Below are 11,755 nucleotides of genomic sequence, written 5' to 3'. Positions count from 1 at the left end.
CATACGCATGCCGCCACTCCGCTTTCTGATCGTCACCACCACGCTGGTGGGTCTTTTACACTATTACATTGGTTCGCGCCTGTTAGGGCAACTCCCATGGCCGTCACTCGTCGTGTGGCTGGGTTGGGCGGGTTTAACCACCTCTGCGTTATTACAACCCGTGGCATTTCTGGCGCGTGGTTTCAGCAACCAGTCCTTGCGTGATGGCGTAAGCTGGGTGGCAATGACCGTGATGGGACTATTCTCGTCCCTGCTGGTATTCACGGTCTTGCGTGATGTATTACTGCTGGTGATGGCAGGCTTGCATGCATTACATGTGGTGCAAATTGATTTCACTGCCCTGGAAAAACAGTCAGCCTTACTGGCAGTCACGGCAGCCTTTGCCATTAGCATTATTGGCTTCTTTAATGCGCGCAAACTGGCGCGCGTGGTCAATGTCACTGTGCCACTACGCGATTTGCCAGCGAGCTTGCAGGGATTCCGTATTGTGCAGATCAGCGATATTCATGTTGGCCCAACCATCAAGCAAGGCTATCTTTCCCGCATTGTGCAACAGGTGAACTCCTTAGAAGCAGACCTGATTGCGATCACCGGCGACCTGGTCGATGGCCGCGTGCATGAGCTGGCTGAACATACACGCCCATTGGCAACGCTTGAAGCACGTCATGGCAGTTTTTTTGTGACCGGTAACCATGAGTATTACTCAGGCGCACTGGCCTGGATTAATGAACTGGAACGCCTCGGTGTACGTGTGTTACTCAATGAACACGTAAAACTGTCGCATGAAGGCGCCACCCTGGTATTGGCTGGCGTGACTGACTATACGGCAGGCAGTTTCTATGACGATCACCACAGTGATCCGCAAGCCGCCATTGCCGGTGCACCCGCAGATGCGCCCAAGATATTACTGGCGCACCAGCCACGCAGTGCAGAAGCCGCCGAGGCGGCGGGCTTTGATTTGCAACTCTCTGGCCATACCCACGGCGGACAATTCTGGCCATGGAAATACTTTGTACCGCTACAACAACCTTATGTGGCAGGCCTGCACCGCCTGCAAGACCTGTGGATTTACGTCAGCCGTGGCACCGGCTATTGGGGCCCGCCTAACCGCTTTGGCTCACCGTCGGAAATCACCTGCTTAACGTTGGTAGCTGCTAACGATTAGACTAATACCTTAAGTGGCCGCTGCCTGGCGCCGGAAGCGCAAATCAGGCAGATAAGTGGCTAATATCAACAATAGGGCCAGTAGCAGATAAATAGCGCGCAACGGGTAGTCTGTCACAAAGCTGGCGGTGGCTGGCTTACCTGCCAATGTACGGTAAAAAGCCTCGTTATCGGTACCTTTCAAATAACTGCCCTTAAACTCATCGGCCAGCGACTTCAGATAATCTTCTTCCAGTTGCGATAGCATGCGGTCATACTCGGCATAGGCCACTGGCGGATCCGGTTCATCCTGGCTCGGGTCAGCATACGTCACACCCACCGCCCCGGCGTTGTTATTGTCACTCACTGGCCAATCCCCTACCCGTTTATTGGCCGAGTTATAGCGTGGAATCGCCACTTTTTGCGGGCCGCCAACGCCAATAAAAGTAAAAAACTCACCAATCTGCACGCCACTCAAGTCCTGCTTAATCGTCACATTCACACGCGGCGCTTCATCGCCATCGGTAAAAAATAGCATTTGGGCTGGCTGATTGAGCGCATCATACACATGCGTCGCCGCATGCACGGCAAAACTGAGACGACTATTGCCCTTCCAGGCCATGCGCCATTCCAGGTGGTCTATGCCGTCACTGATCACATCCAGGTTCTTGCACACTTCTAACGGCGTTTGCAGCATGGCAATATTGTCCGAGGCAAAAATGCCCAAACTGAAATAAGTGCCACAGGGTGACTTATGTACCAGTTGCTTCATCAAGTGCTGGCTATAGGCCAGGCGGCTCACGGCCTGTTGCTTCAGCGTTTCGTCCTCGGCATTCATGCTTTGAGAAATATCGGCAATCAGCAAATAATGTTGTACCTGTTGTCGCAGCTGAATTTCAGGTTTAACCAGCGCCAACAGCACTAACAGCAGGGCCAACCCATATAACACCGGCTCATAATGTTGTTTTAACCAGGCAAAGTACTTCATTATGGCAATCCTATCGGCAGGTTACTCAGTTCCATATGCGATTGCTCTTTGCTCGCACCCTGCATACCGCGCGCCATCACCGAGTGCAGCAAGGCCAGGTTGAACTTGGCCGCTTTGTCAGCTGGCTGCAAGCGTAATGATTGCTCATAGGCAATTTTGGCCTGGGTGAAGGCGTAACGTGCTTCATCCTGAAAGGTGCCATCTTCATTCACCGTGCGCACCAGGCCGGACAAAAACAGGTTATTGCCGATATTAAAATGGATATGCGGCAACTCACTGGCAGGCGGTGACAACTCCAGCGCCTGACCATAGGTTTGTACAGCGTGTTTGTAGTCACCATGCAAACCTTGATCATACGCGGCAGTGAATTTCTGCAAGGCGGGTGAACCGCCCTGCTTGATCACAACACCGCTTTGAATCTGCTGGTTAAGCGCGCGCAATTGATGCAATTGCCAGCCAAAATACAACACGCCTAACAGGCCAAGCGTGGTTAAGCCAGCCCATAACCAATTGGCATTTTTTCGATAGATAGTCATTAATACACCTTTATCTGTTTAATCAACACCAGGCCCAGGCCCAGAATGAACGCGATAATCATCAAGTCCTTGGCATAATCATGGCCAGGAATAATGACTTCGTACTGAATCACATTTTTTTCTTTGGCATCAATTTCGCGCAATGCAGATTCCAGTGCCGTCGCGTTATCCGCCTCAAATGCTTTGTATTTCACATTCAATGACTGGAAAAAACGGTCCAGTGCAATCGCTTCCGGCAGATGGTCATCATCGTAAGTATTTTGGGTAAAAATACTGATGTCATCCGGTTCGCGCAGCACAATCCAGTACAAATTGAGTTTTTTACCGACCAATTGCTTGCGGATCTGGTATTTCACACGCGGACTCAATTTACCTGCGCCATCCGACAACAGCACAATCGCACGTGAACCGGTGCTGGCAATATTTTCAAACAGGGTCACGGCGTTGGTAATGCCCGCCCCAATATTGGTCTGGTTAAGCGCAGGCCCGGTCGCGGCCTGAATCGCGGCATGAATACCTTCGCGGTTGGTGGTGATTTTCATGCCATACAACGCGGAGTTGGTAAAACCGACCACGCCCATCATATCGTCCGGCCGTGAATCAATAAACGCCGTAATCAGGCGCCTGGCCGCAGCCGACTTGATTTCTGCCGCATGGCCGCCGGTGGCCTGCCCGGCAAACGGGTGATCCATACTCACGCTGCGGTCTATCACAAACACACTTTGCGCGCCCTTGCCGATTTTTTGCTCCTGATGGCTATCGCCTTGCGGCCCGGCCAAGGCCAGCACCAGGCATAGCAATAACAGGCTGGTGGCCGCCTTTACCAACAGATTGATGCGGTCAGAAAACGCGTCTGCTGGCACCATCTCCAGCCAGGAATAAGTTTGCGCATGACGACTTTTGAGCAAAAAAGGCACGGCCGCTACTGGCAACAGCAGCAAAAACCACGGGTGTAAACAATGCATCACACCCTCCGTTCACAATCGCGTAACTGACGCGTCAGCGTTTTGCATTGCTGCAGGTATTCGGCCGCAGCAGGCAATTGCCCGCCATACAGTACCGCATTCGCTTGTGTAAAAAACGCCTGTATCTGCGCTTCCAGCGATTGGAATACCGGTTGTTGCTGTACAAATGCACTCACCTGGCTGCCCAGCATTTGCTGACCATAATGCTGGTTAAACGCATGCTGCAGAATCAGTGCTGCCTGCTTTTGTCCTTCCGCCGTTGCAGGCAAACGTTTCAAACGGTGATAAGCCTTGGCAAAGTGCCCATTCATCATTGGCAACCAGGTCCAATCGGCATTACGGTAAAGCAATACCAAGCCGCCAACCACCACCAGCAAAACACTGACACGCAACCAGCACTGTATGGCTTGCGTATCCAGCACACTGGCGCGATATTGGGCAATCACGGTTGGTTTGGCCGGTTGCAAACGGTCAGGCAATTGTGCCATCAGCCAAAAACGCCAGGCGGGTAACTCTGCCGCGGCACCGCTGTTAAAGCTAATGCGTTCAGCCGGTAGCTGTAATTGAGTAGGTTTACCGCTACTGGCAAATACCTGGTAATCAAATACCAGCGTGTATATTTTTTTGTCCGCCTGTGACTCACTGCTGACTTGCAACTGGCGCAACTCGATGCCATTGCGCTGCAAGCCTTTCAGCGGCAAGCTGCTGTCGTTGAGCTGGTCTTGCGCAGCGACTGCGAGTTGTATGCGACGTTGCAACACATCGCCCAGCTGTATGCCCGCATATTGTGCCGGGTTATGCACACTGACGACTTTCACTGCTGGCAATGATTTAGCGGGGGCTACGGTGTCGGCCCAAGCTGGTGTTGCCATCAGGCAAGTCGCCAGCCATCCTAATAAAATCTGTTTCATCACGATACTTTCTGTTTCAGCATGGTTTTTTCTCACTTCGGTTTTGCTTCACGCCGGTACCTTCTGTTTCACTCTGGTACCTTCTCTTTAACCATGGCACGCTAATGAATAAGTTGTTCAAAATAATCCGACAACAAGCTGGCCTCAAATTGTCCGGTGACATAGAGCGGACGAATATCAAAACGTGCGAACAGTTGATCCAGCGCCTGTTTGCGCTGCTCAAACTGCTCGGCAAACTGGGCACGAATCGCCTGGCGGAAAAAAATGGTTTTTTGCAGCCCGGTTTCCGGGTCTTGTAAATTGCCAAAGCCAAAGCGTGGCAAGCGCTCATATTCTTGCGGGTCCCATAACACCACCGGAATCACCTGGTGGCTGGACATGCCATTGAGGCCACGCTCAATCAGGGCCAACGGCAAGTGGAAATCTGAAATCCAGAAGACCAAGCCTTTTTGCTGGCCCAGCCAGCCGGTCGCTTCCACAATGCCCTGGCCATCCTTGCGCGTATTATGAAACCCGGCCAGTTGGTCTATGGTGGCAAATGACTGGTGTGCATGATGACCGGGGGCCAGGCTTAGTTGCGGAATCACTGTCTGGTCATAGCTCACCATGCCAAATAAATCGCTGTTTTCATGGGCTGAGCAGGCGATCGAAGCGGCAACGGCTTGCACCGTCGCCAGCTTGCTCACCTGGCCCTGAAACTGCATCGAGCTAGACATATCGCAGATCGCATACAAGGGCGTCGACGCTTCCTGCTTGAATACCCGCACCTGCACCTGCTCGTAGGGGTCACGCAAGGTTTGCCGTAAATCCAGCCGCCTGGCATCCGGGTAATCAACCAGGGAGACGTGCTTGCTGAACTCGTCACCAGGCCCACGCTGTATGCCTAAATGCTCACCAGCATGCACACTGGCAGAGCGCCATGGCACCTGGTAAAAAAACGGCTGCGCGTTGGCCGGAATCATGCTGCTTTGGCCCGTGCTGGCACGCTGACATTGGCCAGAATCTGGTTGGTGAGTTCACGTGAAAGCTGGGTACGGCGGCTCTCAAACATCGGGTTCAATACCAGGCGGTGGGCGATAATCTCGTGGAATACAGCATGAATATCTTCCGGGTACAGGCTGTCGCGTTGCATCAGCCAGGCGTGTACACGCGCAGCTTTCAGCAACATGCCCATACCGCGCGGGCTGGCACCGGTATGAATCAAACGATTCACATCCACGCTATCGAGCTGAATGCCAAATGCCGCCGGAGACTGCGTCGCTTGCCACAAGTCCAGTGCATAATCTTCCAGCACATCACTGGCGCGAATATGGCTTTGCAGCACATCAGAAAACGCATTCAGCTGGTCATAGGCCAACACCCCGCCTTGCACTTGCTGGGTCAGGCGTTCGGCATGCTGGAACTTGACGTCAAACATCAGTGCCTTGCGCAAATCGCGGTCTTCCGGAATCTCAATCGGGATTTCCATCATAAAACGGTCACGCGCCGCAGAAGGAATTTCAAAGGTTTCGTTCTTTTCAACCTGGTTGCGGTCAGCGAACACCAGCATGTGCGGCAAGCGGTATTCTTTTTTGAACGCATGCACATGGCGCTCGGCCATCACACGCAACATCAAGGCATGCACTTGCGGCCGTGCGCGGTTGATTTCGTTAAAGAAAAATACCGATAACTGTTCACCTGCACGCAACAAAGGGCCTTCCTCTACTTTTGGGCGGCCATCTTCCCCTAAAAAGGTGTGGTAAATCAGGTCATTTGGCATTAAATCCACCGTGCCCTCAATACGCTCATAAGCACCACCCAAACCACGTGCAATCGATTGCAGCAAGGTGGTTTTACCCACGCCAACACCGCCTTCCAGCAGCACGTGGCCACGGGCAAAGATGGCAATATTAATGGCGCGGATGGCTTTATCCTGGCCAACAACGACTTTTTTCACTTCATTTTCAAGCGTCAGCGCATGATCGCGCCATTCCGCCAATTGTGTTGCAATAGAGACAGATGTCATGATGATCCCTTGTTTACAAATTCAGCCAGCGCTATGATGGCAAAGTAGCCTCTGGAATAGAGTGTGTTGACAACCAGTTGCATTTTGCGTGTGACCGCGATAATATGCAGACAGGTCTGTTCACTTCTTTTCTAGTCTACTGCAGCCATCGAAAAAAAAGCAAGCGGATTTTTAGGGGTTATGGTGAATTTACTAACAATAGGGAATCAGACCAGGCAGCGATACGGGCGCACTTGCAAAGCCTATGCAACGCATGGGTTATGGGCACTCGGATTAAAGCAATGGGGCAGGCATGCGCCGTTTTACAGGCTACGTGATGCACTGACGCGCTGGAACCGGCAACGCCTGGCACAAGGTGGTGCAACCAATATACTGAATGTGCAGGATATTGCCACGATCCGCCAGATGATAGACCAGGCACAGCAGCAATCGGTGGCGAGCTTGTCGCCTACCCTGCTCGACCAATGGTTTTTCCTGGCAGTGGGGGCGATACAGGTGCAATCACAGACAGGCAGCCCGCAGGCCTGGCATTTATTTGACCAGTCTGTGCATAGCCAGTTAGCGCAGCCAGCGTTTCAGCGCTCGCTGTCGTTTGGCTTGTTAGTGAGTGCATGTGTGGTTTGGATGGCATTCGCGCCACTCAAGCAAAAACAGCTAGAACCAGCGATGTCACCGTTGGAAACGGCCACCGATCAGTCACATGGCGGCACGGTAGATCCAGTGACACTGAGCTTGCTTAACCTGGCTTATCAGAAAATGCAAAATGGCAGTTGCCAACTGCCACAGGCAGCGATGCTGCCAGAAGTGCAACGCCAGGCTTTCATCTTGTTTGTGACTGAGGGCAAAGTGGATGTTGATCAGGTAGAACACTTGCGGCAAGCGCTTGGATATGTCAGTTGCCTGTATCCGCAAGAATTGATGCGGCCACAGGGGCGCGATCGTTTACCAAGAGAATAAGCGTAAAAGCACAAGCGAAAGATCGGGAACCCTGAAAATCGGGATAAAAGGATAAGTGATGAACATGCGAGAGAAAATACTGAATATAGCCAGCAGCCTGTTTGACAGCAGAGGGATACAAGCTTCTGGCGTCGATACCATCATACTGGAAGCAGGCGTGGCCAAAGCCACGTTGTATAAACACTTCCCCAGCAAGAACCAGCTGATTACCGCCTACTTGCGTGACAAGTCCGACAGGTTTTATAGCTGGCTGAATACGCAACTGTCCTCTAAAAAGGCTGAGTCCTTAGAGTTGCTGTTATTGCTGTGCGAACTGATGGAGCAATGGATCAGCCAGCCGGAATTCCGTGGCCTGCCCTTTCATATTGCCGCGGTTGAATTTCCGGAAGCAGAGCACCCAATTAACCAGTACTCAGTAGTACTGTCTGCCGAATTACAAGGTTATTTGTGCAAAATTGCCCGCCATGCCGGTGCCAAAGACCCTGAGGCACTTGGCCAGCAACTGACCATCCTGTTTGAAGGTGCAGCGCTGGTTGAGCGCCTGGCGCCTAATAGTGGTGCGGCATCGCGTGCCAAACTCGCCGCCATGACACTGGTTCGTAACGCGGTTTAATCTCCACGGCTGCTATCTGCAAACAGATGGCAGCCAACTCACTTTACTTGCCCCGTCGTGTACCCTTGTGCGACTAACTGCGTGGCCATCGCAGCCACGTTAAACAGCTCTGCCTGTGTTGCACCACCCACAGCCTGTACCACCATCCCTTGATGCACCGTCATCACCAGCTTGGCCAATATCACCGGGTCTGTCGTCGCCAATAAGTCCTGTTCGCTGACCGCGCGCGTGAAACGCTGCGCCAGTTGTTGCTCAAGTGTCTGGCGATACCCGCCTAATAATGCCTTGATTTCAGCCGATTCCGCACTGCACGCCAACGCACCTTGCGTCACCAGGCAGCCGACAGGATGCGACTGATCAGCGAGCATCTGTGCCGCCTGCGATAGCATTAACTGCACCACGGCTAACGCTGTCGGCTGCGCCAACGACGCAGCCAGAAAACTTGCAGGCCCTTGCACATAACGCTCAAGTGCTTTTTTAAATAAAGCCTCTTTGCTGCCATAAGCGGCGTAGATACTGGCCTTATTCATGCCCATCACCGCCATCAATGTGCTCATAGAAGTCCCTTCATAGCCATGTTGCCAAAAGGCATGCATGGCATTCTGCAAGGCGGTCTCGTAATCAAAGGCCACTGGCCTACCGCGTTTTTTCGCAAGTGTTTCTACAGTCATGATCATTCACCTGTGTGTATTTTTAATTATTATACCACTTGGTAAAAAATATATTGACAACTTTATCATGCGTGATTATTATTTATTTACCGATTGGTATTTAATATTTAACGCATCACTGACAAGGAGTTAAAACATGAGCACTTCACAACAACGTATTGCATTGATTACAGGCGGCAACCGCGGTATCGGCTTTGAAACTGCCAAAAAACTGGGAGAACAAGGGATTAAAGTCATCATCGGCGCCAGAGATCCCCACAAAGGTGAACAAGCCGTGGCTGAACTGAAAGCGCTGGGCGCAGATGCTGAATATGTGCACTATGACGCAACGCAGGCTAACGCATCACAAGCGGTCGCCACCGCGCTGGAGTCACGTTTCGGCAAACTGGATATTCTGGTCAATAACGCAGGCATTCTTAAAGAGGAGCTCATCGGCCAAAACAATACCCTGAGCGTGGATCAAGACACCTTGAAAACAACATTTGAAGCCAACTTCTTTGCTGTCGTGGCGCTAACCCAGGCATTATTGCCTTTGCTGCAACGCTCCCCTGCCGCGCGCATTGTTAACTTATCCAGCATTTTGGGCTCACAAACCTTGCACAGCACGCCCAATTCACCGATCGAAGTCGCCAAAGGCTTAGCTTATAACGCCTCTAAATCTGCATTGAATATGTTTACCATCCATCTGGCACACGCGTTAAAAGACAGTCATATCAAGGTGAACTCTGCGCATCCTGGCTGGGTGAAAACTGATCTGGGCGGCCCTAATGCACCGATGGAAATCAGCGATAGCTGGAAAACCTCGGTCAGACTGGCTACGCTGGATGAACAAGGCCCGACTGGCGGTTATTTCCACGAAGATCAGCCTTTGCCATGGTAAACGGCAGCAACAAGCGCGTGGCGTTGAAACGCAAACTGCTGTTTGCACTATTGATGTCACTGGTGACAGTGAATATTGTCAGCTTATCTATCTTGCTGATTAATCATGTGCCGACGGCAGTGTTTTTTGAGAAATGGCTCACTAGTATTAGCGTCGCCTGGCCGATTGTGTTTATCAGCATCCTGCTCATTGCACCGTGGTTATTGCGGCTGACGGAATGGATAGTGCAAGAGACCCCGTCACAGACATGATACCGGGCATGGGCAATAGTGCCCTGCCCTTTAAGGCGTTTCAATGTAACAGGTATTGTGACCGTTAGGCCTTGCAAAGCGAGTTGCAAGCCATTGGTCAGAGTGAGCCTAGAGGGCTCAGAGATTAGAACGGCTTGCGTGGCTCTAAGTGACGGAAAATAATACGGCCTTTGTCCATGTCATAAGGTGACATTTCGATGGTGATTTTATCACCGGCCAGAATGCGAATTTTGTGTTTGCGCATTTTACCGCCTGTATAAGCGATCAACTCATGTCCATTGTCCAGCTTGACGCGGTAACGCGCGTCCGGCAGGATCTCAGTCACTGCACCTTGCATTTCGATTAACTCTTCTTTTGCCATTAAGCATCCTTTTAACAATAAAAAAGCCCGGGGACTCCGGGCTTTTTCCGGTGAGTCACTTGAGTAACTCAGCGGACAGGCTTTGAATTATTCAATGATTTGAATATTTGCAGCTTGTTTGCCTTTAGGGCCAGTTGCCACTTCAAAGCTTACGCGTTGGTTTTCTTTCAAAGTTTTGAAACCAGCAGATTGAATTGCAGAGAAATGTGCAAACAAATCTTCGCCGCCGTTGTCCGGAGTGATGAAGCCAAAACCTTTTGAATCGTTAAACCACTTAACAGAACCTGTTACCATAATAAATCCTTGGATAAAAAATAAAAAAACGGGTAAATACCCATAAAAACGAGGATCAAGATGGCGAGAAGTAACGATAGAACCAAAAGATAGAACCGGAGAACAACAACACTACTTGAACTTCGTGAGGGTGTACTATGCACGCAATATTGAATATTAGCAACAAGTATTTTACAAAAAATAAGCAATCCAAGTGATCCGTTGCTGATAAGCGACAAAAACTGCGCCAAACAGCCATAGAACACTGTATTTACCATGCATCCGGCATCTCTTTGACCAGATAATCCATAAAGGCCCGCACTTTATTGGTCATGGCGTGCTGATCACGGTAACAGGCATAAAATGACAAAGGCATGCTGGCAGATTGCACAGCTTCATGCGGTGCAGCAGCAGATTGAAACAATGCGACTAAAGTACCTCGCCGAATGTCCTCATTTGCCACAAAAGCCGCCAGGCGCGCGATACCAGCGCCTTCAACAGCCAGGCGATGTAGAGAGTCGATATCGTTACAAATAATGCTAGGATTGATTTCAGGTTCGTAGTGCATGCCATTGCGATCGAATACCCAGCTCAGCAGCCGCCCATCAACCGGCACTCGAAACATCAGGCAATCGTGCTGGAATAGCGCATCTGGACTGCTCGGTGTGCCTTTTCTTTGCAGATAGTCTGGCGAGGCACAAAATAATACAGGCACACTGGCAATCTTGCGTGCAACCAGGCCTGGTTCCAGCTGCTGGTTGAAGCGTATGCTGATATCAATATCCTCTGTGACATGATCCAGGCTATGGTCAGACAGCACTAACTCAATCGAGACTTTAGGAAAATGCCGGGTAAAGGCCGGAATGAGCGGCATCAGTACATGCCGGCCAAAGGCCACAGATGAACCTATCTTTAAGCGGCCTTGTGGTTGGCCATGAAACTCAGTGATCACAGCTTGCGCCCTGCTGAGTGCGGCGATGATAGGCTGTACTTCGGCATAGTAAAGTTCACCACTTTCCGTCATCGACAGCTTGCGTGTAGTGCGTGTCAGCAAGCGCGCGCCCAATGATTTTTCCAGCCGCTGGATATTCTGGCTGGCTGCGGCAGCCGTGATGCCTTGTAAGCGCGCGCCAGCGGCAATACTGCCTGCCTGTACGGCTTTCACAAAACTCTCGACGCTTCTTAAAGTATCCATTTACTA

At 51.2% G+C, this 11,755-nt stretch carries 15 protein-coding genes; 5 read left to right on the top strand and 10 right to left on the bottom strand.

All coding sequences use genetic code 11. The features are described 5' to 3' along the window. The first annotated feature begins 7 nt into the window (after positions 1-7). Entirely contained in the window at positions 8-1,165 is a 1,158-nt protein-coding gene (locus tag OH31_RS04475; protein WP_024929790.1) for a metallophosphoesterase, read from the top strand. A gap of 9 nt (positions 1,166-1,174) precedes the next feature. On the opposite strand, the gene OH31_RS04470 is transcribed toward OH31_RS04475, so the two are convergent. From OH31_RS04470 to OH31_RS04445, 6 genes are all read right to left on the bottom strand, one after another. Beyond that, entirely contained in the window at positions 1,175-2,131 is a 957-nt protein-coding gene (locus OH31_RS04470) for a vWA domain-containing protein (RefSeq protein ID WP_036298649.1), read from the bottom strand. Beyond that, on the bottom strand, positions 2,131-2,667 hold the full coding sequence (locus OH31_RS04465) for a hypothetical protein (protein ID WP_024929788.1): 537 nt from the start codon (positions 2,665-2,667) through the stop codon (positions 2,131-2,133). Before OH31_RS04465 ends, OH31_RS04470 begins: the two co-directional genes overlap by 1 nt. Beyond that, the gene (locus OH31_RS04460; RefSeq protein ID WP_019881842.1) at positions 2,667-3,632 is read right to left on the bottom strand and encodes a VWA domain-containing protein; all 966 of its coding nucleotides are present in this window, start codon (positions 3,630-3,632) and stop codon (positions 2,667-2,669) included. Before OH31_RS04460 ends, OH31_RS04465 begins: the two co-directional genes overlap by 1 nt. Next, a complete protein-coding gene (locus OH31_RS04455) occupies positions 3,632-4,543 on the bottom strand; it encodes a hypothetical protein (RefSeq protein ID WP_242402199.1) in 912 nt (303 codons plus the stop codon). Before OH31_RS04455 ends, OH31_RS04460 begins: the two co-directional genes overlap by 1 nt. Before the next feature lie 101 nt (positions 4,544-4,644). Beyond that, positions 4,645-5,505, bottom strand: coding sequence for a DUF58 domain-containing protein (locus OH31_RS04450; protein WP_024929786.1), 861 nt, complete (start codon positions 5,503-5,505; stop codon positions 4,645-4,647). Next, on the bottom strand, positions 5,502-6,548 hold the full coding sequence (locus OH31_RS04445; protein WP_024929785.1) for a MoxR family ATPase: 1,047 nt from the start codon (positions 6,546-6,548) through the stop codon (positions 5,502-5,504). The genes OH31_RS04450 and OH31_RS04445 overlap by 4 nt, the downstream gene beginning before the upstream one ends. A gap of 180 nt (positions 6,549-6,728) precedes the next feature. On the opposite strand from OH31_RS04445, the gene OH31_RS04440 reads away from it, so the two are divergent. Beyond that, positions 6,729-7,505, top strand: a complete 777-nt coding sequence (locus tag OH31_RS04440; protein WP_024929784.1) for a hypothetical protein — start codon at positions 6,729-6,731, stop codon at positions 7,503-7,505. A gap of 58 nt (positions 7,506-7,563) precedes the next feature. After that, entirely contained in the window at positions 7,564-8,118 is a 555-nt protein-coding gene (locus tag OH31_RS04435; protein ID WP_019881836.1) for a TetR/AcrR family transcriptional regulator, read from the top strand. Between the two features lie 38 nt (positions 8,119-8,156). On the opposite strand, the gene OH31_RS04430 is transcribed toward OH31_RS04435, so the two are convergent. Further along, positions 8,157-8,789, bottom strand: a complete 633-nt coding sequence (locus tag OH31_RS04430) for a TetR/AcrR family transcriptional regulator (protein WP_019881835.1) — start codon at positions 8,787-8,789, stop codon at positions 8,157-8,159. A gap of 136 nt (positions 8,790-8,925) precedes the next feature. Here OH31_RS04430 and OH31_RS04425 point away from each other — a divergent pair, with 136 nt between their 5' ends. Both OH31_RS04425 and OH31_RS04420 read left to right on the top strand, forming a co-directional pair. Then, positions 8,926-9,669 carry an SDR family oxidoreductase gene (locus OH31_RS04425; RefSeq protein WP_024929783.1) on the top strand — a complete coding sequence of 248 codons (744 nt, stop codon included), beginning with the start codon at positions 8,926-8,928 and terminating at the stop codon, positions 9,667-9,669. Next, entirely contained in the window at positions 9,663-9,920 is a 258-nt protein-coding gene (locus tag OH31_RS04420; RefSeq protein ID WP_024929782.1) for a DUF2798 domain-containing protein, read from the top strand. The genes OH31_RS04425 and OH31_RS04420 overlap by 7 nt, the downstream gene beginning before the upstream one ends. A 124-nt stretch (positions 9,921-10,044) precedes the next feature. Here OH31_RS04420 and infA read toward each other — a convergent pair whose 3' ends face one another. The 3 genes from infA to OH31_RS04400 form a co-directional block, all read right to left on the bottom strand. Next, complete coding sequence (gene infA, locus OH31_RS04415) at positions 10,045-10,281, bottom strand: translation initiation factor IF-1 (protein WP_018985695.1); 237 nt, start codon at positions 10,279-10,281, stop codon at positions 10,045-10,047. Between the two features lie 87 nt (positions 10,282-10,368). Continuing rightward, positions 10,369-10,575 (bottom strand): cold-shock protein, encoded by a 207-nt coding sequence (locus OH31_RS04410; protein WP_018985697.1) that lies wholly within the window; start codon positions 10,573-10,575, stop codon positions 10,369-10,371. A 250-nt stretch (positions 10,576-10,825) separates the two neighbouring features. Further along, positions 10,826-11,749 (bottom strand): LysR family transcriptional regulator, encoded by a 924-nt coding sequence (locus OH31_RS04400; RefSeq protein WP_024929781.1) that lies wholly within the window; start codon positions 11,747-11,749, stop codon positions 10,826-10,828. Positions 11,750-11,755: the final 6 nt, after the last annotated feature.

This window comes from Methylophilus sp. OH31 (assembly GCF_000576615.1).
Classification (GTDB): domain Bacteria; phylum Pseudomonadota; class Gammaproteobacteria; order Burkholderiales; family Methylophilaceae; genus Methylophilus.
This window is presented reverse-complemented; position numbering and strand designations above follow the sequence as displayed.

Bases quoted from the DNA above. Each gene is read 5' to 3' on its own strand.
- OH31_RS04475 (WP_024929790.1), top strand. From the start codon at position 8: ATGCCGCCACTCCGCTTTCTGATCGTCACCACCACGCTGGTGGGTCTT.
- OH31_RS04470 (WP_036298649.1), bottom strand. From the start codon at position 2,131: ATGAAGTACTTTGCCTGGTTAAAACAACATTATGAGCCGGTGTTATAT.
- OH31_RS04465 (WP_024929788.1), bottom strand. From the start codon at position 2,667: ATGACTATCTATCGAAAAAATGCCAATTGGTTATGGGCTGGCTTAACC.
- OH31_RS04460 (WP_019881842.1), bottom strand. From the start codon at position 3,632: ATGCATTGTTTACACCCGTGGTTTTTGCTGCTGTTGCCAGTAGCGGCC.
- OH31_RS04455 (WP_242402199.1), bottom strand. From the start codon at position 4,543: ATGAAACAGATTTTATTAGGATGGCTGGCGACTTGCCTGATGGCAACA.
- OH31_RS04450 (WP_024929786.1), bottom strand. From the start codon at position 5,505: ATGATTCCGGCCAACGCGCAGCCGTTTTTTTACCAGGTGCCATGGCGC.
- OH31_RS04445 (WP_024929785.1), bottom strand. From the start codon at position 6,548: ATGACATCTGTCTCTATTGCAACACAATTGGCGGAATGGCGCGATCAT.
- OH31_RS04440 (WP_024929784.1), top strand. From the start codon at position 6,729: ATGGTGAATTTACTAACAATAGGGAATCAGACCAGGCAGCGATACGGG.
- OH31_RS04435 (WP_019881836.1), top strand. From the start codon at position 7,564: ATGAACATGCGAGAGAAAATACTGAATATAGCCAGCAGCCTGTTTGAC.
- OH31_RS04430 (WP_019881835.1), bottom strand. From the start codon at position 8,789: ATGACTGTAGAAACACTTGCGAAAAAACGCGGTAGGCCAGTGGCCTTT.
- OH31_RS04425 (WP_024929783.1), top strand. From the start codon at position 8,926: ATGAGCACTTCACAACAACGTATTGCATTGATTACAGGCGGCAACCGC.
- OH31_RS04420 (WP_024929782.1), top strand. From the start codon at position 9,663: ATGGTAAACGGCAGCAACAAGCGCGTGGCGTTGAAACGCAAACTGCTG.
- infA (WP_018985695.1), bottom strand. From the start codon at position 10,281: ATGGCAAAAGAAGAGTTAATCGAAATGCAAGGTGCAGTGACTGAGATC.
- OH31_RS04410 (WP_018985697.1), bottom strand. From the start codon at position 10,575: ATGGTAACAGGTTCTGTTAAGTGGTTTAACGATTCAAAAGGTTTTGGC.
- OH31_RS04400 (WP_024929781.1), bottom strand. From the start codon at position 11,749: ATGGATACTTTAAGAAGCGTCGAGAGTTTTGTGAAAGCCGTACAGGCA.